We start from the raw sequence: 24,328 nt of genomic DNA, 5'->3' as shown, positions 1-24,328 counted from the left end.
GCCCCCGCTTCACCCTTCGGCTTGCCGGTAAATGATCGTGGTGCTGCCCACGACGATCCGTGAGCCGTCGCGGAGCGTAGCGTGTGTGGTCCGCTGTCCGTCCACCACGATGCCGTTCGTCGAACCGAGGTCCTGGACGACGACCGTCGGGCCGGTGCGGATCTCGCAGTGCTTGCGGGATACACCGGGGTCGTCGATCCGCACGTCCGCCTCGGTGGAGCGGCCGAGCACGAGGGTCGTCCGGGAGATCTGGTGCCGGTTGCCGTTGATCTCCACCCAGCGCCGGACGTGGCCGGGCGTGGGCGCGGCGCCGGGGGGCGGCGTCGACGGCATCCGCGGTGCGCCCGGGGGCCTCGGCGGGACGCCGGGCTGCGGGGCGGGGGCGCCGTGCTGTGCGGGTGAGGCGGGCCCCGGCTGCGAGGAGCTGGCGGCCATCGTGCGGCTGCGGACCCGGTAGAGCCCGGTGTCCAGGTCCGTCGCCTTCTCCAGGTGGACCTTGACCGAGCCCATGAAGGTGTAGCGCTGCTGCTTCGCGTAGTCCCGCACCATGCCGGCCAGCTCGTCGCCGAGCTGCGCGGAGTAGGGGGAGAGCCGGTCGTAGTCGGGCGCGCTGAGCTCGACGACGAAGTCGTTCGGGACGACCGTCCGCTCGCGGTTCCAGATCGTCGCGTTGTTGTCGCACTCGCGCTGGAGGGCCCCGGCGATCTCGACGGGTTGGACTTCGGACTTGAACACCTTGGCGAAGGTGCCGTTGACGAGGCCTTCGAGACGCTGCTCGAAGCGTTTCAGAACTCCCACGGTGCACCTCCTTCCCACGTTCCGGTGCTCTCGTGCGTCCGTCCAGGGTGCAACAACCGGTACTGCTTACTGATCGTATCCACGCGCGAGGGAAAGAGCTGGTTCCGCTTCCCGCTCCGCCGCGTGGGTGTCACCTCTCACACGGATCGTAGAGGTGCCTTGCGCCCAGTGTCCCCCACCCGGCGGTGCCGTGGGGTGGCCGCAAGGGATGTGAGGACACCCTCGGCAGCGTGCTAGTCTTCTGGATGTCGGCAGGGAGCAGCCCACCGGGGCGGCCCGAGAGGTCACCTGAGAGATTCAGGCACCCGGAGCGGTTGGCTATCCTGACGACACACCCATGCGCGGGTGGCGGAATAGGCAGACGCGCTGGATTCAGGTTCCAGTGCCCGAAAGGGCGTGGGGGTTCAACTCCCCCCTCGCGCACTCAGCAGTACCGACTGAGGTGTCTTCTCACGGTGACGGACGTCACTGAGGGAGGGCACCTTTTTCGTTGTGCCCGTCGGCGGGGAGCCGCGGTGGCCGACGACGCGACGACTGACACGGCGCCCCTGACTCCTGCCCGATGACACCGCGCCCCCTGACCCCGGCCAGTGACAAGACCGTCCCGTCGAGGCGTCTCAGGAGTGAGTGGCTCGTGAGAACCGACGGGGAGGGCACGCGGTGGGCAGGTCGAGAGCGCAACTGGAGGAGTTCCAGGAGTTCGCGGGCAACAGCGGGGCCCGGCTGCTGCGCACCGCCCTCCTGCTGACCGGAGGCGACTGGCATCAGGCGGAGGACCTCGTGCAGACGGCGCTGGCCAAGGCGTTCGCGTCCTGGGGCAGGGTCCGGCGGGCGGAGAACCAGGACGCGTACGTCCGCACGGTTCTCGTCCGGACGCATCTCTCGCAGCGGCGGCTGCGGCGCAGCACCGAGCGGCCCGTGGCCGTGGTGCCCGACAGCGCCTGCGGCGAGGGCGACCCCGCGCTGCGGGTCGCGCTGCTGCAGGCGCTGGCCCGGCTGCCCGCCCGGGACAGGGCGGTGCTGGTGCTGCGCTACTGGGAGGACCGCAGCGTGGAGCAGACCGCGGCCGAGCTGGGGCTGCGGGCGGGAACGGTGCGCAACCGCAGTATGACCGCGCTGGCCCGGCTCCGTGAACTGCTCGACGGCGACCGCGAGTCGCTCACCACTGGCTGATGACGAGGGGGCGAGGAGCGGCATGACGATGGACATGGACGAGCGGGAGCTGACCCGCGTGATGGGCGAGGCGGTCGGCGGGGTGCGGCCGCCCACCCGGGAGCTGATCGACGGCGCGGCGCGGCGCGGACGCCGGATGCGCCGGCGACGGAGGGTCGTGGCCGGGTCGGTCGTGTGTGTGCTGGCGGGCATGCTCGCCGGGGGCTCGGTCTTCGGCGCCTACCTGCCCACGGTGAGCGGCACGACGACGACCCTGCCGGGGAGCACCTCCGGCGGCCCGGGGGAGGTGGACCTCCCGGACTTCTCCCGGCTTCCCGAAGACCCGCGGCCCCCGGAGGGAAAGGAGCCCCTCACCGGGCGGGCCACGGCACACATCCTCAAGGAGTTGCTGCCCGACGGCGCCGACACCGGTCACTACGAGGGCCAGGACGGGACGTGGAGCCAGGAGACCTACGCCAGCCTGCGGGTGGGGGGCTGGGGGCCGACGGCTTCGGAGGTGCTGGTGAACTTCCAGCCGGACTTCCACCGGAGCGAGTGGGCCGACCCGGACGAGGACTTCGAGAACTCGCTGGAAGGCTTCTACTCCTGCGAGGGGCGCGAGGGCGACGGGTCCATGACCAAGTGCGGGGTCACGCAGCTCGCCGACGGCTCGGTGCTGATGCTCTACGAGGTGCGGTCCGGGCTGCTGGTCCGGCGCCATGCGGACCTGCTGCGTCCGGACGGCACGCGGGTGTTCGTGGGCACCGCCAACGGCGTGGACATCGAGGGCGGCCCCGTCGTGGCGATGAGTCCGCCGGTCAGCCTTGAGGAGCTGCGGAACGTCGTCACCAGCGAGCGCTGGCAACGCTTCGTGGACCCGGAGGTCAACGAGAGGGCCGGGGAGATCGGGCCCTACAAGGACCTGACGCAGCACTGAGCGGACGCTGCGCCGCCCGGGGCCATCAGCCCCGGGCGGGGGCCGTTCGGCTCTGGAGGCCGGGCGGTCGGCGGGCGGATGGTGGGCCTGTGGACGAGAAGCGGAACGCGGGGCACGGCGAGCATGTGCGGACGCGGTGCGGGCGGGACGTCAACGTCACCCGGTTCACGCTTCCGGGGCTGCCCGCCGGGATGGGGCGGGTGGTTCTGGACACCGCGCGCGAGCCGTACGACGACAGCGAGGTGTGGGCGTCCCTCACCCCGCGGGAGGCGCGGCGTATCGCGGCGCTGCTGCTGGCCCAGGCGGCCGCCGTCGAACAGGTCGACGGAGGGCCGGGGCGCGTGGAGGTGGTACCGCTCGGCGGTGACGCGTACGAGGCGAGCGTGCGCGGGCACGTCCTGACCGTCGACCAGCCGCAGTCCGAGGGCGGCGGGGACACCGCTCCCTCGCCGGTGGAGCTCTTCGTGGCCTCCGTGGCCACCTGTGCCGCGCACTACGCCGGGCGTTTCCTCGACCGGCACGGACTCGACCGCGGCGGCCTGCGCGTCACCGCCGAGCACACCCTGGCCGCCCAGGCCCCGGCCCACGTCGCGACGCTCGCCCTGCGGGTCGACGCGCCCGGGCTGCCACCGGAGCGCGCCGCCGCCTTCGAGGCCGTCGTCTCGCGCTGCACCGTCAAGAACACGCTCACCCACCCGCCGGAGATCAGGGTCGCCCTTGGGGCGCTCGCACCGGAGCCGGTGGCCGGTGAGCCGTCGTCCGGAAGGACGTGAGGGAGATGCCGAACACCGCGGACCAGCGCACCGGAGCCGGGCACGGGACCGACCTCGGGCGGCGGGTGGCCGCCCGGCGCGAGGAGCTGGGGCTGAGCCGCGAGGAGCTCGCCGAGCGCACCGGCGCCGCGACCACGTACATCCGCTACGTCGAGGAGCGCTCCTCCTCGCCCGGTGTGGGGGTGCTGCTGCGGCTCGCCGACGCCCTGCGGACGACGCTCGCGGAGCTCACGGGGAGCGCGTCGGACCGGCCGCCGGGGGGCGGGGGCACCGCGTTCCGGGGTGCCCGGCTGCTGGAGCTGGACGAGGCGGAGTGCCGCGGGCTGCTCGGCTCGCACGGCGTCGGGCGGGTGGCGGTCGTCACCCCCCAGGGCCCGGCCGTGGTCCCGGTCAACTACGTGGTGTCCGCCGGGGACATCGCGTTCCGCACGGCCGAGGAGGCCGTCCCGGCGGCCGTCGAGGGGGCCGAGGTGGCCTTCGAGGTGGACCGCATCGACGAGGTGCTCAGCGAGGGCTGGAGCGTGCTGGCCGTGGGTGAGGGGCGGGCCGTCACCGACCCGGACGCCGTGGGGCGGCTGGACGAGCGGACCGCCTCGGAGCCGTGGCCGGGCGGGCGGCGTCGACGGTGGCTCGCGATCACCCCGACCCGGGTCACCGGCCGCAGGATCGTGCACCCCGACGTGGACCGCGAGTCCGCGGACGACTCCGGGTGACCGGGCGCGCACGAGCGGTGGAGGAGGTGCTCCGTGTCCCGACAGAACTTCGCGACGCCCGGGGGCGGCCCGCCCCGTACGCCGCTGCGCACGCACTGGCGGCGGGCGAGGGGCCGGGACACCGGCCCCCTGTGCCGTGATCTCGACCGGGCGCGCAGCCGGGCGGTCGTCGGCTTCGCCGCCGCGCTGCCGCTGGCCGTGGTCCTGGGCTCGGCCGCCGGGCTGGCCACCCTGGACGGCGAGAGCCGGACGGCCGAGGAAGAGGCCCGGCACCGGCACTCGGTGAGCGCACGGACGCTGGCCGAGGCGGAGCCGAGGGAGTCCCCGTACCGCGGCGGCGGCGGTGACGCGACGGCGCCGGCGGTCTGGCGCTTCCCCCAGGCCGAGGAGCACCGGGGCACCGTCGCCGTGCCCAGCGGAACGGACTCGGGGAGCACCGTGCCGCTGTGGGTCGACGACGCCGGTAACCCGGTCGCCGCGCCCCGCTCGGACGCGGACGTCGCCCTGGCCGCCGCGCACGCCGGGCTCGCCGTGGCCGGCGGCGTCTCCCTGGCCTCCCTGGGGCTCCTCAAGCTCCGCCTGCACGCCCTGGACCGCCGCGCGGACGCGGACTGGGCGGGCGAGTGGAACGTGGTGGAGCCGCGCTGGACCGGCTCCGGGCCGTTGAACCCGTGACCCGTGAACCCTGCCCCTTGCCCCTTGCCCCCTGACGGCTGACCGTGCGCCCGGTGCGTCGCTGCGCCTCCCGCGCGGCCGGCTCGTCGACGATGGACGGCACAGGCGCACCGCGCAGGCTCGGGGCTCGGGTGAGGACGTACGGATCGATGAAGCCGCTCGCCGGTACCGCGGTCATCGGGGTGGGCAACGCGTTCCGGGGCGACGACGGCGTCGGGTGGGCGGTCGTCGCGCTGCTGCGGGAGCGGGCCGAGCGGCGCCCGCCGCCTCCGGGTACGTCGTTCGCCGTGTGCGACGGGGAGCCGGGCCGGCTCATCGGGCACTGGGAGGGCAGCGCGCTCACGGTGATCGTCGACGCCTGCTTCCCCCCGGCGCCCTGCCCCGGGCGGACCCATCGATGGTGCTCGGCCTCGGGGGCCGCCCCGCTCGCCGTGGCTCCGGGGCGGCACAGCACGCACGGCCTCGGCGTCGCCGAGGCGCTGCGGCTGGCCGACGTCCTCGGGCGCGCCCCCGGCCGTCTGGTCGGCTACGCGGTCGAGGGTGCGGACCACGCGCCCGGCCGCGGGCTCAGCCCGGCCGTCGCCCGCGTGGTGCCGTGGCTCGCCGAGCTCATCGAGGCGGACGTCGCCCGCTGGGGCGGCGGGGGGACACACCCGGCGGCTTCGGGCCGGGACGTTCCACCTGCTGACACTCTGTAGTGGTCCTGACGCACAGGGTGTCGCGGGAAGGGTGAGGACAGAGGATGACGGACCCCACGGAGACGGGAGCGGCCGGAGCGGGCGCGGAGGGCCACGTCGAGGCCGTCCTCGGCCGGGACGGCCTGGAGGCGCTCGTGAGCGTCCTCCGGCGCCGTGGGCGCACGGTGGTCGGGCCGACGGTCCGCGACGGTGCGATCGTGCTGGACGAGCTGGACTCCGCCGGGGCGCTGCCCTGGGGCTGGGGGGTGGAGCTGGAGGCGGGACGGTACCGGCTGCGCCGCCGGGAGGACGGGGCCGCCTTCGCCCACAGCGCGGGGCCGCAGTCGTGGAAGTCGTTCCTGCACCCCGAACGGGTCCGCCAGTGGACGGCCGACCGGGAGCCAGACGGCGGGATGACGGTGCGCGAGGACCGGCCCCGGGGCGTCGCCTACGCCTTTCTCGGGGTGCGGCCCTGCGACCTGAGAGCCATCCGCGTCCTCGACCGGGTGATGATCGGCGGCCGGCACCGGGACCCGGCCTACCGCTCCCGGCGGACCGGTGCCTTCCTGGTCGCGGTCGAGTGCACGGAGCCGGGGGCCACCTGCTTCTGTGTCTCGATGGGCTCGGGCCCGGCGGCCGACGCGGGGTACGACCTCGCGCTCACCGAGGTCCTGGACGGCGAGGGGCACCGCTTCCTGTGCCGCAGCGGGAGCCCGGAGGGGGCCGAGGTGCTCGTGGAGCTGCCCCGTCGCACCGCCGACGCCCCCACCCGTACGGCCGCGGCCGACGCCGTGCGCGACGCGGCCGACCGGATGGGCCGCTCCATGCCCCCGGTGGACCTGCGGACCCTGATGCGGGACAACCTGGAGGCCGAGCGCTGGGACGACGTCACGGCGCGCTGTCTGAGCTGCGGCAACTGCACCATGGTGTGCCCCACCTGTTTCTGCACGACCACGGAGGACGTCACCGACCTGACCGGCGACCACGCCGAGCGCTGGCGCCGCTGGGACTCCTGCTACGACCTGGACTTCTCCCTCCTGGGCGGCGGCCCGGTGCGTGCCAGCCCGCGCAGCCGCTACCGCCAGTGGCTCACCCACAAGCTGGGCACCTGGCACGACCAGTTCGGCAGCTCGGGGTGTGTGGGCTGCGGCCGCTGCATCGTCTGGTGCCCCACCGGCATCGACCTCACCGAGGAGGCCCACGCCCTGCGCGAGGAGGCCGCACGCGAGGAGGGCCGGAAGTGAGCCCGCGGGCCGACGCGGCCGCGACGACCGGCACGTTCGCGGAGCTGACCCCCGAGCATCGGGAGCGTCTGCTGGCCCTCGCCCGCGACGTCACCCTCCCCGGCGCCGCCCGGATCTTCGAGGAGGGGGAGGACGCCGACCGCTTCTGGCTGCTGCGCGGCGGCGTCGTGGCACTCGACGTGCAGCTCCCCGGCCCCGGGCGGGTCGTCGTCGAGACGATCGGCGCCGGCGGGCTGCTCGGCTGGTCGTGGCTGTTCCACCCTCGGCGCTGGCACCTCGGCGCCGAGGCTTTGGAGACGGTACGCGCCTGGGAGTTCGACGCGGACGCGGTGCGCGCACTGTGCGCCGCGGACCCGGCCCTGGGGCTGCCGCTGGTCACCGCGGTGGCCGCCACCATCGGGGAGCGGCTCCGCGCCACCCGCACCCGGCTGCTCGACCTGTACGGGCCGCCGCAGGGGAGCGCGCCACCGCCATGACGCCTGTGCCGCTTCCCTACCGCCTGGTGGCCCGCCGCGAGGACACCGGCGACACGGTCACGCTCGTGCTGGAGCCGGCCGGCGGGGGCCTGGAGCCCTTCGCGCCGGGGCAGTTCGCGATGCTGTACGCGTTCGGCGTCGGCGAGATCCCGGTGTCGGTGTCCGGCATCGTCGACGGGCCGCGTCTCACCCACACGGTGCGCGCCGTCGGAGCCGTCTCCCGCGCGCTGTGCGGCCTGCGGGTGGGCGCCTCGGTGGGGGTGCGCGGGCCGTTCGGCACCCCCTGGGACCTCGCCACCGCCCGGGGCCGGGACGTGCTCGTCATCGCCGGGGGCATCGGGCTCGCCCCGCTGCGGCCCCTCGTCCACGCCGTCCTGGCCGAGCCGCGGGCGTACGGGCGGCTGAACGTCCTGGCCGGCGCCCGGTCTCCCGAAGACCTGCTCTACCGGGACGAGTTCCCCGACTGGCGGCGCCCCTTCGCCGTCGCCACCGTCGACCGGCCGAGCGTCGGCTGGGCCGGGCGGGTCGGCGTCGTCACCACGCTGCTCGACGAGGCGCGGTTCGCCCCCGGGGACACCACCGCGTTCGTCTGCGGCCCGGAGGTCATGATCCGCGCCACCGCCCGGGCCCTGCTCGGCCGCGGGGTGCCGCCCGGGCGGGTGCGGGTGTCGCTGGAGCGCAACATGCGCTGCGCCACCGGGCACTGCGGCCACTGCCAGCTCGGGCCGCTGCTGCTCTGCCGGGACGGTCCGGTCGTCGGCTACGACGAGGCCGAACCCCTGCTCGCCGTCCGGGAGCTGTGAGGGGAGCCGTGGAGGGACTGTGAGAGGCCGTGAGGGGAGCCGTGGGAACAGCGGTGGGCAAGCCGCGAGGGGAGCCGTGGAGGGACCGTGAGAGGAGCCGTGAGATGAGCACGCACACCGCACCGGCCGCCCGCCCCCGCCTCGGGGTGTTCAAGTTCGCGTCCTGCGACGGCTGCCAGCTCACCCTGCTCGACTGCGAGGACGAACTCCTCGGCATCGCGGCCGAGCTGGAGATCGCCCACTTCCTGGAAGCGTCGAGCGACGTCGGTCCCGGCCCCTACGACCTGTCCCTCGTCGAGGGCTCGGTCAGCACCCCGGAGGACGCCGCGCGTATCCGGCGCGTGCGGGCCGCGTCCCGCCGTCTCGTCACCATCGGCGCCTGCGCCACCGCCGGCGGCGTCCAGGCCCTGCGCAACTACGCCGACGCGGGCGAGTACCTGGAGGCCGTCTACGCCCGTCCCGACTACATCGAGACCCTCGCCACCTCCACCCCCGTCTCCGCCCATGTGCCCGTCGACTTCGAGCTGCGCGGCTGCCCTATCGACCGCACCCAGCTGCTGGAGGTCATCACGGCCTTCCTCTCCGACCGCAGGCCGGACGTCCCGAACCACAGCGTCTGCTTCTCCTGCAAGCGGCGCGGTACCGTCTGCGTCACCGTCGCCCACGGCACGCCCTGCCTGGGCCCTGCCACCCACGCGGGCTGCGGGGCCATCTGCCCCGCGTACGGGCGCGGTTGCTACGGCTGCTTCGGCCCCGCCGGGACGACCAACCTCCCCGCCCTCATCCCGCTCATGCACCGCGACGGCATGGGTGAGGAGGACGTCGGCAGGCTCCTGCACACCTTCAACGTCACCGCGTTCACGGATGTGGAGGAGCACGGTCCCGCATGAACGAGCCGGACGAGTCCGCACCCCGCACCCGGACGCTGCGCGTCCCCGCGCTCGCCCGCGTCGAGGGCGAGACCGCGCTGCACCTGCGCGTGCACGACGACACCGTGACCGAGGCGCGGCTCGCGATCTACGAACCGCCCCGGTTCTTCGAGGCCTTCCTCCGGGGCCGGGCCCATACCGAACCGCCCGACCTCACCTCGCGCATCTGCGGGATCTGCCCCGTCGCCTACCAGATGAGCGCCTGCCGGGCCGTCGAGGAGGCGTGCGGCGTCCTCGTCGAGGGACCCGTCGCCGCCCTGCGCCGACTGATGTACTGCGGGGAGTGGATCGAGAGCCAGACACTGCACGTCCATCTGCTGCACGCACCGGACTTCCTCGGCCATGACGACGTCGTCGGCCTCTCCCGCGAGCACCGGACGCACGTCGAACGCGGGCTGCGGCTCAAGCAGGCCGGGAACGCCGTGGTCGAGCTGCTCGGGGGCCGGGCCATCCACCCGGTCAACGTGCGCCTCGGCGGCTTCCACCGGGCCCCGACGCCCGGCGAACTGCGTCCGCTCGCCGAACGGCTGCGCACCGCACTGGACGACGCCTGGGACACGGTGCGCTGGGTCGCGGGTTTCGACTTCCCCGAGGCCGAGTGCGAGGCCGACCTGCTCGCGCTCGTCGAGCCCGGCACCTATGCCATCGAGTCCGGGGTCCCCACCGTGCTCCCCTACGCGGGGCCGGGCGCCCCGCCGTCGCCTCGCGGCTTTCCCCTCCACACGTTCTCCGAGCACGTCACCGAAGAGCAGGTTCCCCACTCCACAGCGCTCCAGTCCCGGCTGGACGGCCGGCGCCAGCTCACCGGCTCCCTCGCCCGCTACGCCGTCAGCGGCCACCTGCTGTCACCGGTGGCCCGGCAGGCGGCACGGGAGGCCGGCCTGAGCGAGCCGCCACGGGCCCCGGGCGCAGAGCGGACGGGCGCGGAGGTCTGCCGGAACCCGTACCGGAGCATCCTCGTCCGGGCGGTGGAGGTCCTCTACGCCGTCGAGGAGGCGCTGCGGATCATCGCGGAGTACGAGCCGCCCGAGCGGCCGTACACGGAGGTGCCGGCCCGTGCGGGGGTGGGGCACGGTGCGACCGAGGCGCCCCGGGGCCTGCTCTACCACCGTTACGTGCTCGATGGCGCGGGCCGGGTCGCCGACGCCCGCATCGTGCCGCCGACCGCGCAGAACCAGGGGGCCATCGAGGAGGACCTGCGCCGCCTCGTCCAGGCCGCGCTGGAGCGCGGGGAGGCGTCCGACGAGGCGCTCACCCGGCTGTGCGAGCGGGCGGTGCGCAACCACGACCCGTGCATCTCCTGCTCGGCGCACTTCCTGGAGCTGGACCTCGAACGGACCACGGGGAGGACCTGACATCTGACGATCGCGGGCCCCCGGACGTGCGGCCGTGGTCGCCCGGAGGCCCGCGACACACCAGGTCTCAGATGGTGTGCTTGATCTCGATGTGCTTCGGACTCGCCTTCTCCTCGCCGAGGCCCACGGTCACGGTGAGCATGCCGTCCGTGTAGTCGGCGCGGACGTCGTCGTCGTTGGCGCCCTTGGGCAGGGTGAGGCTGCGGGTCAGCGACCCGTAGCGGATCTCGCTGCGGTGCTTGTCGACCTCGCGCTCGGTGCGCTCGGCCTTGACGGTGAGAACGCCGTCCTCGACGGTGACGTCCAGGTCCTCGACGTCGATACCGGGCAGCTCCGCACGGATCACGTACCGGCCTTCCTCCGTGTACTCCTCGACGCGCATGGTGTAGAGGTCCGCCATGCCCGGCATCGTGAAGCGGGTCGGGAAGTCCTCGAACCAGTCGGGCAGCTCCGCGAAGGGGAACCGCTGCCTGCGTGCGAGCGTGGCCATGACCAGGTCTCCTCCTCACTCTCGACTCTCGTGTGGCGACGTGGTGACGCCCTTCGCCTTCAGTGAACCGCGCGGGCACCGGCCGTCGGCAGGGCCGAACGTCCCGCGCGGGTCCCGGGTCGGCACGGGGGCCGGTCGGCCCTCGCGTGGGCCCGCGCGAGGTGTTTTCCTGGAAGTGACGGAAAGGGTCCGATACGAGAGACGCGGGGAAGCGGTTAGAGGCCCGCGCACCGCGTAATCAGGGTCCGCGAGAAGCGGATGGGCCCTTTCCGCCGTCGCGTGCCGCCCGTGCCCCGCACGTCGCGGCGGCCGGTCGCGGGCGTTCAGCCGGTGGGCGCGTTCGCGGTGTCGCCGGTGGTGTCGTCCGTGTGGAACGACAGGTGCTCGTCCACGGCCACCACGCCGTCCACGGCGCGGCACAGCCGGACGACGAGCGGCACCGTGCTCCTCGACTCCACCGTGCCCCGCAGGGTGACCCGCCCCGCCCGCACGTCGACGGCGAGCTGGTGGGGGGCCAGCCCGAGGGTGTGCTGCAGGACGTCGAGCTCGATCTCGTCGTGGATGGCCTGGTCGTGGCGGAGGAAGACCCGCAGCAGGTCGGAGCGGCTGACGATGCCGACGAGCCGGTCCGCCGCGTCCACCACGGGCAGCCGCTTGACGCCCTGGACCTCCATGAGCTGGGCCGCCTCGACCACCGTCCACTCCGGGCGGGCGCAGATCGCCGGTGCCGACATCAGCTCCTCGGCCCGCGCCCCCTCGGCCTTGGCGTGCTGCCAGGCCTCCAGGTGCGGCACGACCGTCAGCCCTGAGGCGTCGGGCTGGTCGCTCGCCTTGCGCAGGAGGTCCGCCTCGGAGACGACGCCCATCGGGCGCCCGGCCGCGTCCACGACGGGCACGGCCGTGACCCCGTTGTCGGCGAGCAGCTCCACGATCTCCTTGAACGGCAGGTCCCGCGGGGCCTTGACGACGTTCCGCGTCATGAGGTCCCGCACGGTGCGATGGCGCATGATCCACTCTCCGTTCGTCCCGCTCGTCGTCGGCGACCCCTTCAGCCTCCGCCCCGCCCGGCACCTCGGGGAGGGCCGTGCGGGTCCGCCCCACGGGGCCCTTCGGTCCTGCCCCGGCCGGGCTGTCCGGCGTCAGGATGGAGCGGGAACGGTTCAGGCTCGGCGGCGACCCGGGAGGCAGCACCATGATCACCACTTCGAACAGCCTGCTGAGCTCGCTGCCGGAGGAGGGCCGGGCACGGCTGCTCGCCCTGTCGCGTCCGGTGGAGTATCCCGCCGGAACGCGGATCTTCCGCGAGGGGCAGCGGGCCGACCGGTTCTGGATCATCCGCAGCGGGACCGTGGCGATCGATCTGCAGGTGCCCGGCCGCCGCCCCGCCGTCGTCGAGACGCTCCGCTCGGGCGACCTGATCGGGTGGTCGTGGCTGGTGCCGCCGCACGCCTGGCACCTGGGGGCCGAGGCCCGCAGCCACGTCCGGGCGTGGGAGTTCGACGCCGTCCACGTGCGCGAGCTGGCGGAGGAGGACCCGGGTCTGGGCTACACGCTGGCCGTGCGGGTGGCGGAGATCGTCGGGCACCGGCTACAGCACGCCCGCACCCGGCTGCTCGACCTGTACGGGCCGTACGGCAGCGGCCAGTGGCCGGAGGGGAGCCTCCGCTGAACCGGTGAGCCCACCGCCCGGCTCATCCGTGCCCGCCGCACTCCGGCTGGTCGTGGAGCCACACCGGTCCGATTCCGGCCGCCGAGGTCCACCACGAGGCGGCCCCCGGCCGCGATCGCGTGCCCGCCGTCCGGCCTACGCGTGCCCGTCGCGCCGTGCGGCGGGCACGGGCCTGCCGGTACCGTGAGGCGGGGGGACCGCCGCACCTTCGGACACCCGCAGGAGGCCCCCGTGACCACGGAGTGGGGCGGATCGTCCGAGGGCCTGCCGCGGCTGCCCCTGGACGAGCTCGTGGACGAGCTGCAGGCCCGCGTCGACGAGATGCGCCGGACCCGGGACCGGGTGCACAGCCTGCTCGAAGCCGTGCTGACGGTGGGCAGCGAGCTGGATCTGCCGCAGGTGCTGCGCCGCATCGTGGAGGCCGCGACGGTGCTGGTCGATGCCGAGTACGGGGCGCTGGGCGTGATCGGCGACGACGGCATGCTTGCGCGGTTCGTGCCCGTGGGCATCAGCGAGGAGCAGTACGCGGAGATCGGCCACCTGCCCACCGGGCACGGCCTGCTCGGCGAGCTGATCCGGCACCCGAGGCCGCTGCGGCTGGCCGACCTCTCCGCGCACCCCGCCTCGCGGGGCTTCCCCGCAGGCCACCCGCCGATGCACACGTTCCTCGGCGTACCCGTCCGGGTGCGCGACGAGGTGTTCGGCAACCTCTACCTCACCGAGAAGCGCGGCGGCCGGGCGTTCGACGCCGAGGACGAGTCCGTGCTCTCGACGCTGGCCGTGGCGGCGGGGGTCGCCATCGAGAACGCCCGGCTGTACGAGCAGGCCCGCAACCGTCAGCGGTGGCTGGAGGCCAATGCCGAGGTCACCGCCAGCCTGCTCTCGGGCGCCGATGAGTCCGCCGTCGTCGAGCTGATCGTCCGGCAGGCCCGGCACATCCTCCACGCGGAGCTGGGCGCCCTGGCCGTTCCCGTGCACGACGGCGCCGAGCTGCGCTTCGTGCGTGTCTCCGGTGAGCGGTGGGAGGGGCACCAGGGGCTGGTGGTCCCGGCCGAGGGCTCGTTCGTGGGCGCGGCGGTGCGTGCGGGGAAGCCCATCACCAGCCCCGACATCGCCCACGATCCCCGCGTCACCGGGGGGCCGCGGCGTTGGCAGGGGCTGGGGCCCGCGGTCGCGGTGCCCATGGAGTCCCGGGAGGACGTGCGCGGGGTGCTGCTGCTGGCCCGCGAGGAGCCCCCGGCGTTCGGGGAGTACGAGGCCGCGCCGCTGCTGACCTACGCCGGTCAGGCCGCGCTCGCCATGGAGCTGGCCGACCGGCGCCGGGACGCGGAGCAGGTCGCGCTGCTGGAGGACCGCGACCGCATCGCCCGCGACCTCCACGACCTGGCCATCCAGCGGCTGTTCGCCACCGGGATCTCACTCCAGTCGGCCTTGCGCTTCGTCGATCACCCCGAGGCCGAGCATCGGCTCCTGCACGCCGTGGACGACCTGGACGAGACGGTTCGCATCATCCGCTCCACCATCTTCGGTCTGCGCCGCCGGGAGCCGGGAGTCCGTCGGCACGGGCTGCGGGTGCGGGTGGCGGAGGCGGCCGAGGAGGCGGCGCGGGCGCTGGGCTTCACTCCGTCGCTGCACACCGAGGGCCTGGTGGACACGGACGTTCCCGCCGAGGTGGGGGACGAGGTGGTCACCGTGCTGGCGGAGGCGCTGACGAACGTGGCCCGGCACGCCCACGCGACCGCCGCCGACGTGGCCCTGGTCGTCGGCGGCGGCCGGGTGAGCCTGACCGTGCGGGACGACGGTGTCGGCATCCCCGTGGGCGGACGCCGCAGCGGGCTGCTCAACCTGGCGGAGCGCGCCGAGCGGCTCGGCGGCGGGCTGACCGTCGAGACAGCGGAGGCCGGCGGTACCCGGCTCGTCTGGTCGGTTCCCCTGGGCGGTGCCGGGCCGCCGCGGGACGGGTAGGCGAACGGTCGGTCAGTGGGGGCGGTGTGGCGCGGTCGTGGGCGGCGCGTGGGTGGCCAGGACGGCCGCCTGGACGCGGCGCTCGACGCCCAGCTTGGCCAGCAGCCGCGAGATGTTGTTCTTGACCGTCTTCTCGGACAGGTAGAGCCGTCGGCCGATCTGCCGGTTCGTCAGGCCCTCCCCGATCAGGTCCAGGATCTCCCGCTCCCGGGGGGACAGGGCGGCCAGCGCGGAGTCCTCCGCGGGGGCGTTCTGCTCCTGGCGCAGGTTGTCCAGCAGCCGTGCGGTGGTCGCCGGGTCCAGCATCGACCGGCCCGAGGCCACCGTCCGTACGGCGGCGACCAGGTCGGAGCCCTTGATCTGCTTGAGCACGTACCCGGCCGCGCCCGCGAGGATCGCGTCGAGCAGCGCGTCGTCGTCGTCGAAGGAGGTCAGCATCAGGCAGGCGAGGTCCGGCAGGCGCGAGCGCAGTTCGCGGCAGACGGCCACCCCGTCGCCGTCCGGCAGCCGCACGTCCAGGACCGCCACGTCGGGGCGCAGCGCGGGGATGCGGGCCAGGGCTTGGTCTGCGGTGGCGGCCTCGCCCACGATGGCGATGTCGCCCTCGGCGTCCAGCAGGTCGTGCAGGCCACGGCGGACCACCTCGTGGTCGTCCAGGAGGAAGACCTCGATCTGCTGCTCTGCCGCGGCCTCTGGTGTCCGGTTCATCGTTCCGTCCTCGGCTGCTCGTGGGAGCGTCCCGCGGATTCCATCGTGCGGGGCGCGGGCGGGCGCCGCCATGGGCCGACCGGCCCCGCGAGGCGGCCGTGCGGGCCGTCGTGCTGCCGACGCGGGCCGTCGTCAGGGCGCCGAACCGACGGTCTCCTGCCCGGTCCGCCGCGCCGTCGCGATGTCGCCGCGGTCGAAGCACACGTCCACGACGCCCTCGACGGCGCGGGCCATCCGGGTGGCCAGGGGGACGAGCGCGGGGTCGCCGAAGGCTCCGGTGAAGGTCACCACGCCCTCCTCCACGCGGACGCCGATCGCCGGCCTGCGGTGCGGGAACAGCGGTTCGACGACCTGCCGACGCACCTCCTCGGCGAGCTCCTCGTCCGCACGGAGGAACACCTTCAGCAGGTCCGCCCGGCTGACGATGCCCGCGAGCCGGCCCTCGCCGTCCACCACGGGCAGCCGCTTCACGTGCCGTACGGCCATCGTGCGGGCCGCCTGGGCGAGGGTGGCGCTGGCGAACACGGAGACCGCCGGGCTGGACATCAGGTCCCGGGCCACCAGGCCCCCGGCCTTGGCCAGCTCCTCCAACCGCCGGTAGCGCTCGAAGGCGGAGGTGTCGCTGTCGCGGAACTCCTCCTTGAACAGCAGGTCCGCCTCGGAGATCACGCCGACGACCCGGCCGTCGCCGGCCAGCACCGGCATCGCGCTGATCCCCCACTGCCGCAGGGTCCGGGCGACCTCCTTGAACGGCGCGTCCGGGCTGACGGCGACGACGGTCTGGGTCATCACGTCGCTGACGGTGTGGGGCGAGGTGTCCATCGCGTCCTCCCGCGGCCGGTGCCGGCACCTTCCACCGTCAGCCTGCGGGAGCCCGGCTCCCCCGGGCAGGGGCCACCCGGCCCCGCCCCGACGCCGACCGGCCTCAGCCCGCCGCGCCCCGCGGGAGTCGCGGCGGCCGTCGTCATGGCCCACGATGGGGACGTCGGCCCCCGCCGCCGGCCGCCCATCGACCCGATCGACCCGGCCGACCCGTTCCCCGGGCCCGGAAGAGGCGCGGATGATGACGTCACCGCCCCCGCTCGCTCCGCCGCCGCGCGGGGCCCGCGCCGTCGTGTTCGACACCGACGGCGTCCTGCTCGACTCGGCGGGGCTGCACGCCGCGGCCTGGAAGGCCGCCTTCGACCCCTGCTTCGCGGCCGCCGGGCAGCCGCCCTTCGACCCGGACGCGGAGTACCGGCGCTGGGTGGACGGCCGGTCCCGGCTGGACGGTGCCGCCGCCCTGCTGGCCGCCCGCGGGCTCCGGCTGCCGCCGGGCGATCCCGCGGACGGTCCGGGCACCGGCAGCGTCCACGCGCTCGCCGCGGCCAAGGAGGCCGCGTTCGCCCGGGGCCTGGCCGAGCGGGATGTGCCCGCGCTGCCCGGCGCCCCGCCGCTGCTGCGGGCGCTGGGGGACGCGGGAGTGGCGTGCGCGGCCGTCTCCGCCTCCCGGCACGCTCGTCAACTGCTGCGCCGCGCGGACCTGCTGGAGTGGTTCGCCGTCGTCGTGGACGGCGCCGAGGCGGCACGGCTGGGCCTGCCCGGCAAGCCGGACCCGGCGCTGTTCCTGGAGGCGGCCGCCCGGCTGGGCGTGCCCCCGGCGGAGTGCGTGGCCGTGGAGGACGCGGTGGCGGGTGTCGAGGCCGCCCGGCGCGGCGGCTTCCGGACCGTCGTCGGCGTGGACCGGACGTCGGGCGGGAACGGTGCCGGAGCTCAGGAAGACGCACTGCGGGCCCACGGCGCCGACGTCGTCGTCTCCCACCTGGCCGAACTGCTGGACGCGGCCGTGAGGACCCCGACATGAGCGAGCACGGGGATGGCCGCCGGTGGGAGTACGAGGGGTACGACCCCGACCAGGAGCGGCTGCGCGAGGCGCTGTGCACGCTCGGCAACGGCTACTTCGCCACCCGGGGCGCCGCGCCCGAGGCCGTGGCGGGCCCCGCCCACTACCCGGGCACCTACCGCGCCGGCTGCTACAACCGTCTGACCTCGCGGGTCGCCGGGCACACGGTCGAGAACGAGGACATGGTCAACCTGCCGAACTGGCTGCCGTTGCGCTTCCGCGTCCGGGAGACGGGGGACGGCGCCGCCGGCCCGTGGCTGTCACCGGACGACGCCGAGGTGCTGGCGTACCGGCAGAGCCTCGACCTGGCCGGGGGCACCCTCACCCGCCGGATGCGGCTGCGTGACGGGGCGGGCCGGGTGCTCGGGGTGCGGCAGCAACGGCTCGTGCACCTGGTCGACCCGCACCTGGCCGCGCTGCGCACCGAGTTCACGGCGGAGGGCTGGACGGGCGTGCTGGAGGTCGAGTCGGCGCTCGACGGCGACGTCCGCAACGAGGGCGTTGAGCGGTACCGGGCCCTGCGCGGGCGGCACCTGACGGGCTGGCGCACCGGGGAGACCCCGCAGGGCGTGCTGTGGCTGGAGTGCCGCACCAGCTCCTCCGGCGTCCGGCTGGCGCTGGCGGCGCGGACCCGGTCGGCCGCGCCCGACCCGGAGCCGGTGCGGGCGCGGGCGGCGGAGCGCGCCGTCACACAGACCCTGAACGTCCCGCTGGCTGAGGGGCGCACGGTCGCGGTGGACAAGGTCGTCGCGCTGCACACCTCGCTGGACGCGGCCGTCAGCGACCTGGTCTACGCGTGCGAGTGCCGGGTGTGTGACGCGCCGCAGTTCGAGCGACTGCGCGCCACGCACCGGGCCGCGTGGGCGCGGCTGTGGCGGCGGGCGGAGCTGACGGCGCCCGGCGAGCCGGGCCGCCTGCTGCGGCTGCACCTGTTCCACGTGCTGCAGACGCTCTCCCCGCACACCGCGGGGCTCGACGTCGGCGTGCCGGCGCGGGGGCTGCACGGCGAGGCGTACCGCGGGCACGTCTTCTGGGACGAGCTGTTCGTGCTCCCGTACCTGAACCTGCACCTCCCCGAGGTCTCACGCGCGCTGCTGCTCTACCGGTACCGGCGGCTTCCGAGGGCGGTGCAGTCGGCCGTGGCGGCCGGTCGGCGCGGGGCGCTGTACCCGTGGCAGAGCGGCAGCGACGGCCGCGAGGAGACCCAGCGGCTGCACCTCAACCCGCGCTCCGGACGCTGGCTGCCGGACCACTCCCACCTCCAGCACCACGTCGGCTCGGCGGTGGCCTACAACGTGTGGCACTACGGCCGGACGACGGGCGACCTCGGCTTCCTGCACGGTCCCGGCGCCGAGATGCTGCTGCAGATCGCCCGCCTGTGGGGCGACGCGGCCGTGTGGGACGGGGCGCGGGGCCGCTACCGCATCCGCGGGGTGCTGGGGCCCGACGAGTACCACGACGCCTATCCCGGCGCCGTCCGGCCGGGGATCGACGACAACGCCTACACCAACGTCACCGCCGCCTGGGTGCTGGCCCGCGCCCTGGACCTGCTGCGCGAACTGCCCGAGCCGCGGCGGGGCGAGCTGGCCGAGCACCTCGCCCTGTACCAGGAGGAGACCCGCCGGTGGGAGGAGGTGTCCCGGAAGCTGTACGTGCCCTGGCACCGCGGCGTGATCAGCCAGTTCGAGGGGTACGGCGACCTGGCCGAGCTCGACTGGGCGGCCTACCGCGAGCGCTACGGCGAGTTCCGGCGGCTGGACCGGGTCCTGGAGGCGGAGGGGGACAGCGTCAACCGCTACCAGGCGTCGAAGCAGGCGGACGTGCTCATGCTCGGCTACCTCTTCCCGCCGGACCGGCTCGCGGACCTCTTCCGGCAACTGGGCTACCGGATGGACGACGAGCTGTGGCGCGCGACCGTGGACTACTACCTGCGCCGCACGAGCCACGGCTCCACCCTCTCCAGCGTCGTCCACGCCTGGGTGCTGGCCCGGGCCCGCAGGCCGGACAGTTGGGCGTTCTGCCGGGAGGCGCTCCTCGGCGACGCCGCCGACCTCCAGGGCGGCACCACGCCCGAGGGCGTCCACCTGGGCGCGATGGCCGGCACGCTCGACCTCGTGCAGCGGGGCCTCACGGGCCTGGAGGCCGACGGAGACGGCGACGGCCTGCGGCTCGACCCGGCTCCGCTGCCGCAGCTCTCCCCCTTCTGCGTCTCGGTGCGTTACCGGGGGCACTGGGGTGTGCGGCTTCGGCTCCAGGGCCGACGGCTGGAGGTCACCGTCCCCGCCTCCGCCGAGGCACCCCTGCCGCTGACCGTCGCGGGTCGCGCCTACGCCGTCGCCCCCGGCTCCTCCCTCGTCGTCGACCTCCCGGTCGCCTGACCCCCTGACCCCCCTGGCCCCCTGGCCCCGTGCGCCCCGTGCGCCCCGTGCGCCCCGGCAAAGGGTCGAACGGCCCGGGGCGAGGGCCGCTCGACCCCTGTCTCCGGGCGCCCGCGGTGCCACGGTGGTCAGGAACGGACGAGCGGTTCGGGCGCGAGCGGGACGGTGATGGCGATGCGGGCGCGGGTCGGAGACCAGCTCATCGTGCGGACCCCGAGCGACGGCGTCGCCCGGCGCGACGGTGAGATCGTCGGGTTGCACCACGCGGACGGCACACCCCCCTACGACGTGCGCTGGTCCGACACCGGGCGGGTCTCGCTCGTCTTCCCCGGCCCGGACGCCCACGTGCACTCCCTGCGCCCGGCCCGGGGCCCGGAGGAGGACCCCAGGGAGCGTGTTCCGTGACCGGAGTCATGGATTCAGCCTGGCGGAGCCGGGGAATGGATGGCCCCTCCACCGGTTCGTGGCCCCTGAAACCGTCTGTACGGGCCCCTTATTCTCCTCCGAGAGTCCAAGGTCACAGCGGTGCGGCGCTGCGCTCCCGGGTGCGGACGGCCTAGCCTGCCGCTATGACGGTCCTGCCTGATGACGGGCTCTCTCTGGCCGCCGAGTTCCCGGAAGTCACGCGCGCGCAGTGGCAGCACCTCGTCGAGGGTGTGCTGCGGAAGTCCGGCGCGAGTGACGCCACCGGGGCAGGAGCCGAAGAGGCGCTCTCCACCGCGCTAGAGGACGGGCTCAGCACCCGCCCGCTGTACACCTCCGACGACGCCCCCGAGGGTGGCGCCGGGTACCCGGGCTTCGCCCCCTACGTACGGGGTGGCACCCCCAAGGGCGCCTCGCCGGCGGGCTGGGACGTGCGTCAGCGGTTCCGGTGCGCGGACGCCGCCCGCACCCACGAGGAGGTCCTGGGCGACCTGGAGAACGGCGTCAGCTCGCTGTGGCTGGTGCTCGGCCGGGCCGGGCTGCCGGTGAGCGCGCTCCCGGCCGCGCTGGAGGGCGTCTACCTGGATCTCGCCCCCGTCGTGCTGGAGCCGGGCGAGGAGTTCGACGCCGCGGCCCGGGCGCTCCTCGACGTCCACGAGCAGCGTGGCGTCGCGCCGTCGGAGGTGCGCGGCAACCTGGGCGGTGACTCGCTCGGGCTGCTGGCCCGCACCGGGGACGACGCGCCGGTGGACGAGCTGCTCGCGGACGCCGTCCGGTGGGCGGGCCGCGTCGGCGGCACCCACCCGGGGCTGCGGGCCATGACGGTCGACGCGCTGCCGTACCACGAGGCCGGGGCCTCGCCCGCCGAGGAGCTGGGCTGCTCCCTGGCGACGGCGGTGGCGTACCTGCGGAGTCTGACGGAGGCCGGGCTGAGCGCCGAAGCGGCCTGCCGCCAGCTGGAGTTCCGGTACGCGGCGACGGCCGACCAGTTCACGACGATCGCCAAACTGCGCGCGGCCAGGCGGCTGTGGGCGCGGGTCGCCGAGGCGTGCGGCGTCACCTCGGACGCGGCGGCGCAGCGCCAGCACGCCGTGACGTCGTCGGTGATGATGACCCGCCGCGACCCGTGGGTGAACATGCTGCGCACGACGGTCGCGACGCTCGCGGCCGGGGTGGGCGGGGCGGATGCCGTGACGGTGCTGCCCTTCGACGACGCGGCGGGGCTGCCCGACGCGTTCGCGCGCCGCATCGCCCGCAACACCTCGACGATCCTGATCGAGGAGTCGCACTGCGCGCGGGTCGTCGACCCGGCCGGCGGCTCCTACTACGTGGAGCGGCTGACGGAGGAGCTGGCACGGGCGGCCTGGGCGTGGTTCCAGGAGATCGAGGGAGCGGGCGGCCAGCGGGCCGCGCTGGGCTCCGGCCTGGTCGGCGAGCGCGTCGCGGCCACCTGGGCGCGGCGCCGCGAGGCGCTGGCGCACCGCCGCGAGCCGGTGACGGGCGTGAGCGAGTTCCCGCTGCTGGACGAGGAGCCGGTGCGCCGGGACCCGGCGCCGGAGCCGCTGTCCGGCGGGCTGCCCCGGGTGCGCAGGGACGACGCGTACGAGGTGCTGCGGGCGCGCTCGGACGCGCACCGGGAGGCCACGGGCGCGCGGCCGAAGGTGCTGCTGGCCGCGCTGGGCTCGGCCGCCGCCCACACCGGGCGGGTGACCTTCGCCGCGAACCTGTTCCAGGCGGGCGGCGTCGAGCCCGTGACGGTGCCGGTGGACGCGGAGAGCGCGGCCGGCGCGGTGCGCGAGGCCGGGGCCACGGTGGTGTGCCTGTGCTCCAGCGACAAGGTCTACGCCGAGGAGGCCGCCGCGGTGGCCGAGGCGGTCAGGGGCGCGGGCGCCCGCACGGTGTTCCTCGCCGGGCGCCCCGGTGAGCTGCGCGAGACGCTGGAGGCAGCCGGGGTGAGCGGGTACGTCGCCGTCGGCGGGGACGCGGTGGGCCTGCTGGCCGGCGTCCTGGACGAGCTGGGAGTGAAGTGATGAGCCACATCCCCGACTTCACCGGAGTCGAGCTGGGGGGCGCCGCCCCGAAGGGTGACGCCGAGGCGTGGCGGGCCGCGTTCGCGGCGGCGGCGGACGGGCGGGGCCCGGAGGAGAGCGTCTGGGAGACGCCCGAGGGCATCGGCGTCAAGCCGCTGTACACCGCCGACGACGTGGCGGGCCTGGACTTCCTGGACACCTTCCCGGGCGCCGCGCCCTATCTGCGCGGCCCGTACCCGACGATGTACGTCAACCAGCCGTGGACGATCCGCCAGTACGCGGGCTTCTCCACGGCCGAGGAGTCCAACGCCTTCTACCGGCGGAACCTGGCGGCCGGGCAGAAGGGCCTGTCCGTCGCGTTCGACCTGCCCACGCACCGCGGCTACGACTCCGACCACCCGCGGGTGACGGGTGACGTCGGCATGGCGGGCGTCGCGATCGACTCGATCTACGACATGCGGCAGCTGTTCGACGGCATCCCGCTGGACCGCATGAGCGTGTCGATGACGATGAACGGGGCGGTGCTGCCCGTCCTGGCGCTGTACATCGTCGCCGCCGAGGAGCAGGGCGTCCCGCCCGAGAAGCTGGCCGGAACCATTCAGAACGACATTCTGAAGGAGTTCATGGTCCGCAACACCTACATCTACCCGCCGCAGCCGTCGATGCGGATCATCTCGGACATCTTCGCGTACACCTCGCAGAAGATGCCGCGCTACAACTCGATCTCCATCTCCGGCTACCACATCCAGGAGGCCGGGGCCACGGCCGACCTGGAGCTGGCCTACACCCTGGCCGACGGCGTCGAGTACCTGCGCGCCGGGCTCGGAGCGGGGCTGGACGTGGACGCGTTCGCGCCGCGGCTGTCGTTCTTCTGGGCGATCGGCATGAACTTCTTCATGGAGGTCGCCAAGCTGCGCGCGGCGCGGCTGCTGTGGGCGAAGCTGGTGAAGGGCTTCGACCCGAAGAACCCCAAGTCGCTGTCGCTGCGCACGCACTCGCAGACCTCCGGCTGGTCGCTGACGGCGCAGGACGTGTTCAACAACGTGACGCGGACCTGTGTCGAGGCGATGGCGGCCACCCAGGGCCACACCCAGTCGCTGCACACCAACGCGCTGGACGAGGCGCTGGCGCTGCCCACCGACTTCTCCGCGCGCATCGCCCGCAACACCCAGCTGCTGCTGCAGCAGGAGTCGGGCACCTGCCGGACCATCGACCCGTGGGGCGGCAGCGCCTACGTCGAGCGGCTGACGTACGACCTGGCGCGCCGGGCCTGGAGCCACATCCAGGAGGTCGAGGAGGCCGGCGGCATGGCGAAGGCCATCGACGCGGGCATCCCCAAGCTCCGGGTGGAGGAGGCCGCGGCCCGCACCCAGGCGCGGATCGACTCCGGGCGCCAGCCGGTCATCGGCGTCAACAAGTACCGCGTCGCCAGCGACGAGCAGATCGAGGTGCTCAAGGTCGACAACTCGGCCGTGCGCGCCCAGCAGATCGACAAGCTGCGGCGGCTGCGCGAGGAGCGCGACGAGGCCGTCACGCAGGACGCGCTGCGGGCGCTGACCGCCGCGGCCGAGAAGGGCCACCAGGACGGCGGTTCGCTGGACGGCAACCTGCTGCACCTGGCCGTGGGCGCCGCCCGGGCGAAGGCGACCGTCGGTGAGATCTCCGACGCACTGGAGAAGGTGTACGGACGGCACGCCGGTCAGATCCGTACGATTTCCGGTGTGTACCGAGAAGAGGCAGGGCAGTCCTCCGCGTTGGCGGGCACCCGCGAGCTGGTGGGCGACTTCGAGCGGGCCGAGGGCCGCCGTCCGCGCATCCTGGTCGCCAAGATGGGCCAGGACGGGCACGACCGCGGCCAGAAGGTCATCGCCACCGCCTTCGCCGACCTGGGTTTCGACGTCGACGTCGGCCCGCTGTTCCAGACGCCGGACGAGGTGGCGCGGCAGGCGGTGGAGGCCGACGTCCACATCATCGGCGTCTCCTCGCTGGCCGCCGGGCACCTTACGCTCGTCCCCGCGCTGCGGGACGAGCTGAGGGCGCAGGGCCGGGAGGACATCATGATCGTGGTGGGCGGGGTCATCCCGCCCGCGGACGTGGAGCCGCTGCGGGAGATGGGCGCCGCCGCGGTCTTCCTGCCGGGCACGGTCATCCCGGAGGCCGCGCACGACCTCGTGCGCACCCTCGCCGCCGACCTCGGCCACGAACTGTAGGACCACGGCAACACTGGCACTGAAGGCACGGACCGTAGACG

The 24,328-nt window shown here is 74.6% G+C and carries 22 protein-coding genes, 1 tRNA gene and 1 pseudogene; 19 read left to right on the top strand and 5 right to left on the bottom strand.

The genetic code is table 11. From position 1 onward, the window contains the following. Nucleotides 1-9: 9 nt before the first annotated feature. Nucleotides 10-798 (bottom strand): DUF3662 and FHA domain-containing protein, encoded by a 789-nt coding sequence (locus HPT28_RS05145; RefSeq protein ID WP_219089669.1) that lies wholly within the window; start codon nt 796-798, stop codon nt 10-12. A 339-nt stretch (nt 799-1,137) separates the two neighbouring features. Between HPT28_RS05145 and HPT28_RS05140 the strand changes: the two genes are divergently transcribed. The 12 genes from HPT28_RS05140 to HPT28_RS05085 all read left to right on the top strand — a co-directional run bounded on the left by HPT28_RS05140 (nt 1,138) and on the right by HPT28_RS05085 (nt 10,532). Beyond that, a tRNA-Leu gene (locus HPT28_RS05140) sits at nt 1,138-1,221 on the top strand. A gap of 237 nt (nt 1,222-1,458) precedes the next feature. Beyond that, complete coding sequence (locus HPT28_RS05135) at nt 1,459-1,971, top strand: SigE family RNA polymerase sigma factor (RefSeq protein WP_219089667.1); 513 nt, start codon at nt 1,459-1,461, stop codon at nt 1,969-1,971. 22 nt (nt 1,972-1,993) lie between these two features. Then, on the top strand, nt 1,994-2,887 hold the full coding sequence (locus HPT28_RS05130) for a hypothetical protein (RefSeq protein WP_219089665.1): 894 nt from the start codon (nt 1,994-1,996) through the stop codon (nt 2,885-2,887). A gap of 89 nt (nt 2,888-2,976) precedes the next feature. Beyond that, entirely contained in the window at nt 2,977-3,660 is a 684-nt protein-coding gene (locus HPT28_RS05125; protein ID WP_308119083.1) for an OsmC family protein, read from the top strand. A gap of 5 nt (nt 3,661-3,665) precedes the next feature. Next, nucleotides 3,666-4,373, top strand: coding sequence for a pyridoxamine 5'-phosphate oxidase family protein (locus tag HPT28_RS05120; RefSeq protein WP_219089663.1), 708 nt, complete (start codon nt 3,666-3,668; stop codon nt 4,371-4,373). Nucleotides 4,374-4,406: 33 nt separating this feature from the next. Continuing rightward, a complete protein-coding gene (locus HPT28_RS05115) occupies nt 4,407-5,048 on the top strand; it encodes a hypothetical protein (protein ID WP_219089661.1) in 642 nt (213 codons plus the stop codon). A gap of 149 nt (nt 5,049-5,197) precedes the next feature. After that, nucleotides 5,198-5,746: a hydrogenase maturation protease gene (locus HPT28_RS05110; RefSeq protein ID WP_219089659.1), complete on the top strand. Its 549-nt coding sequence runs from the start codon at nt 5,198-5,200 to the stop codon at nt 5,744-5,746. A gap of 44 nt (nt 5,747-5,790) precedes the next feature. Continuing rightward, entirely contained in the window at nt 5,791-6,969 is a 1,179-nt protein-coding gene (locus HPT28_RS05105) for a 4Fe-4S dicluster domain-containing protein (protein ID WP_219089658.1), read from the top strand. Then, nucleotides 6,966-7,445, top strand: a complete 480-nt coding sequence (locus tag HPT28_RS05100) for a cyclic nucleotide-binding domain-containing protein (protein ID WP_308119082.1) — start codon at nt 6,966-6,968, stop codon at nt 7,443-7,445. Before HPT28_RS05105 ends, HPT28_RS05100 begins: the two co-directional genes overlap by 4 nt. Then, a complete protein-coding gene (locus HPT28_RS05095; RefSeq protein WP_219089656.1) occupies nt 7,442-8,248 on the top strand; it encodes an FAD/NAD(P)-binding protein in 807 nt (268 codons plus the stop codon). Before HPT28_RS05100 ends, HPT28_RS05095 begins: the two co-directional genes overlap by 4 nt. Nucleotides 8,249-8,352: 104 nt before the next feature. Then, on the top strand, nt 8,353-9,138 hold the full coding sequence (locus HPT28_RS05090; protein ID WP_219089654.1) for an oxidoreductase: 786 nt from the start codon (nt 8,353-8,355) through the stop codon (nt 9,136-9,138). Then, a complete protein-coding gene (locus HPT28_RS05085; RefSeq protein WP_219089652.1) occupies nt 9,135-10,532 on the top strand; it encodes a Ni/Fe hydrogenase subunit alpha in 1,398 nt (465 codons plus the stop codon). The genes HPT28_RS05090 and HPT28_RS05085 overlap by 4 nt, the downstream gene beginning before the upstream one ends. Before the next feature lie 67 nt (nt 10,533-10,599). Here HPT28_RS05085 and HPT28_RS05080 read toward each other — a convergent pair whose 3' ends face one another. Beyond that, entirely contained in the window at nt 10,600-11,022 is a 423-nt protein-coding gene (locus HPT28_RS05080; RefSeq protein WP_219089650.1) for an Hsp20/alpha crystallin family protein, read from the bottom strand. Nucleotides 11,023-11,345: 323 nt separating this feature from the next. Then, the gene (locus HPT28_RS05075) at nt 11,346-12,029 is read right to left on the bottom strand and encodes a CBS domain-containing protein (protein ID WP_219089648.1); all 684 of its coding nucleotides are present in this window, start codon (nt 12,027-12,029) and stop codon (nt 11,346-11,348) included. Between the two features lie 185 nt (nt 12,030-12,214). Here HPT28_RS05075 and HPT28_RS05070 point away from each other — a divergent pair, with 185 nt between their 5' ends. Continuing rightward, nucleotides 12,215-12,691, top strand: a complete 477-nt coding sequence (locus HPT28_RS05070; protein ID WP_219089647.1) for a cyclic nucleotide-binding domain-containing protein — start codon at nt 12,215-12,217, stop codon at nt 12,689-12,691. Nucleotides 12,692-12,922: 231 nt separating this feature from the next. Beyond that, entirely contained in the window at nt 12,923-14,656 is a 1,734-nt protein-coding gene (locus HPT28_RS05065) for a GAF domain-containing protein (protein WP_374226917.1), read from the top strand. Between the two features lie 12 nt (nt 14,657-14,668). Here the strand turns inward: HPT28_RS05065 and HPT28_RS05060 are convergent, their stop codons facing one another. Both HPT28_RS05060 and HPT28_RS05055 read right to left on the bottom strand, forming a co-directional pair. Beyond that, on the bottom strand, nt 14,669-15,364 hold the full coding sequence (locus tag HPT28_RS05060; RefSeq protein WP_219089645.1) for a response regulator transcription factor: 696 nt from the start codon (nt 15,362-15,364) through the stop codon (nt 14,669-14,671). 132 nt (nt 15,365-15,496) lie between these two features. Further along, nucleotides 15,497-16,186 carry a CBS domain-containing protein gene (locus tag HPT28_RS05055; protein WP_219089643.1) on the bottom strand — a complete coding sequence of 230 codons (690 nt, stop codon included), beginning with the start codon at nt 16,184-16,186 and terminating at the stop codon, nt 15,497-15,499. 241 nt (nt 16,187-16,427) lie between these two features. On the opposite strand from HPT28_RS05055, the gene HPT28_RS05050 reads away from it, so the two are divergent. The 5 genes and pseudogenes from HPT28_RS05050 to scpA all read left to right on the top strand — a co-directional run bounded on the left by HPT28_RS05050 (nt 16,428) and on the right by scpA (nt 24,287). Further along, nucleotides 16,428-17,207, top strand: coding sequence for an HAD family phosphatase (locus HPT28_RS05050; RefSeq protein WP_219089711.1), 780 nt, complete (start codon nt 16,428-16,430; stop codon nt 17,205-17,207). Then, on the top strand, nt 17,204-19,624 hold the full coding sequence (locus HPT28_RS05045) for a glycoside hydrolase family 65 protein (protein ID WP_219089641.1): 2,421 nt from the start codon (nt 17,204-17,206) through the stop codon (nt 19,622-19,624). Before HPT28_RS05050 ends, HPT28_RS05045 begins: the two co-directional genes overlap by 4 nt. Nucleotides 19,625-19,798: 174 nt before the next feature. Continuing rightward, nucleotides 19,799-19,990, top strand: a pseudogene (locus tag HPT28_RS05040) (DUF1918 domain-containing protein); the annotation flags it as partial. Between the two features lie 203 nt (nt 19,991-20,193). After that, nucleotides 20,194-22,077, top strand: coding sequence for a methylmalonyl-CoA mutase subunit beta (locus HPT28_RS05035; RefSeq protein ID WP_219089638.1), 1,884 nt, complete (start codon nt 20,194-20,196; stop codon nt 22,075-22,077). Further along, nucleotides 22,077-24,287: a methylmalonyl-CoA mutase gene (gene scpA, locus HPT28_RS05030; protein ID WP_219089636.1), complete on the top strand. Its 2,211-nt coding sequence runs from the start codon at nt 22,077-22,079 to the stop codon at nt 24,285-24,287. Before HPT28_RS05035 ends, scpA begins: the two co-directional genes overlap by 1 nt. The last annotated feature ends 41 nt before the right edge of the window (nt 24,288-24,328 follow it).

Origin of the sequence: Streptomyces sp. JJ38 (assembly GCF_019303475.1) — a bacterium.
GTDB lineage: Bacteria > Actinomycetota > Actinomycetes > Streptomycetales > Streptomycetaceae > Streptomyces.
The sequence above is the reverse complement of the archived record's forward strand: the minus strand, read 5'-3'. Positions and strand labels throughout refer to the sequence as shown.

Bases quoted from the DNA above. Each gene is read 5' to 3' on its own strand.
- scpA (WP_219089636.1), top strand. From the start codon at position 22,077: ATGAGCCACATCCCCGACTTCACCGGAGTCGAGCTGGGGGGCGCCGCC.
- HPT28_RS05105 (WP_219089658.1), top strand. From the start codon at position 5,791: ATGACGGACCCCACGGAGACGGGAGCGGCCGGAGCGGGCGCGGAGGGC.
- HPT28_RS05075 (WP_219089648.1), bottom strand. From the start codon at position 12,029: ATGCGCCATCGCACCGTGCGGGACCTCATGACGCGGAACGTCGTCAAG.
- HPT28_RS05055 (WP_219089643.1), bottom strand. From the start codon at position 16,186: ATGGACACCTCGCCCCACACCGTCAGCGACGTGATGACCCAGACCGTC.
- HPT28_RS05035 (WP_219089638.1), top strand. From the start codon at position 20,194: ATGACGGTCCTGCCTGATGACGGGCTCTCTCTGGCCGCCGAGTTCCCG.
- HPT28_RS05070 (WP_219089647.1), top strand. From the start codon at position 12,215: ATGATCACCACTTCGAACAGCCTGCTGAGCTCGCTGCCGGAGGAGGGC.
- HPT28_RS05045 (WP_219089641.1), top strand. From the start codon at position 17,204: ATGAGCGAGCACGGGGATGGCCGCCGGTGGGAGTACGAGGGGTACGAC.
- HPT28_RS05120 (WP_219089663.1), top strand. From the start codon at position 3,666: ATGCCGAACACCGCGGACCAGCGCACCGGAGCCGGGCACGGGACCGAC.
- HPT28_RS05110 (WP_219089659.1), top strand. From the start codon at position 5,198: ATGAAGCCGCTCGCCGGTACCGCGGTCATCGGGGTGGGCAACGCGTTC.
- HPT28_RS05060 (WP_219089645.1), bottom strand. From the start codon at position 15,364: ATGAACCGGACACCAGAGGCCGCGGCAGAGCAGCAGATCGAGGTCTTC.
- HPT28_RS05130 (WP_219089665.1), top strand. From the start codon at position 1,994: ATGACGATGGACATGGACGAGCGGGAGCTGACCCGCGTGATGGGCGAG.
- HPT28_RS05090 (WP_219089654.1), top strand. From the start codon at position 8,353: ATGAGCACGCACACCGCACCGGCCGCCCGCCCCCGCCTCGGGGTGTTC.
- HPT28_RS05080 (WP_219089650.1), bottom strand. From the start codon at position 11,022: ATGGCCACGCTCGCACGCAGGCAGCGGTTCCCCTTCGCGGAGCTGCCC.
- HPT28_RS05050 (WP_219089711.1), top strand. From the start codon at position 16,428: ATGACGTCACCGCCCCCGCTCGCTCCGCCGCCGCGCGGGGCCCGCGCC.
- HPT28_RS05085 (WP_219089652.1), top strand. From the start codon at position 9,135: ATGAACGAGCCGGACGAGTCCGCACCCCGCACCCGGACGCTGCGCGTC.
- HPT28_RS05095 (WP_219089656.1), top strand. From the start codon at position 7,442: ATGACGCCTGTGCCGCTTCCCTACCGCCTGGTGGCCCGCCGCGAGGAC.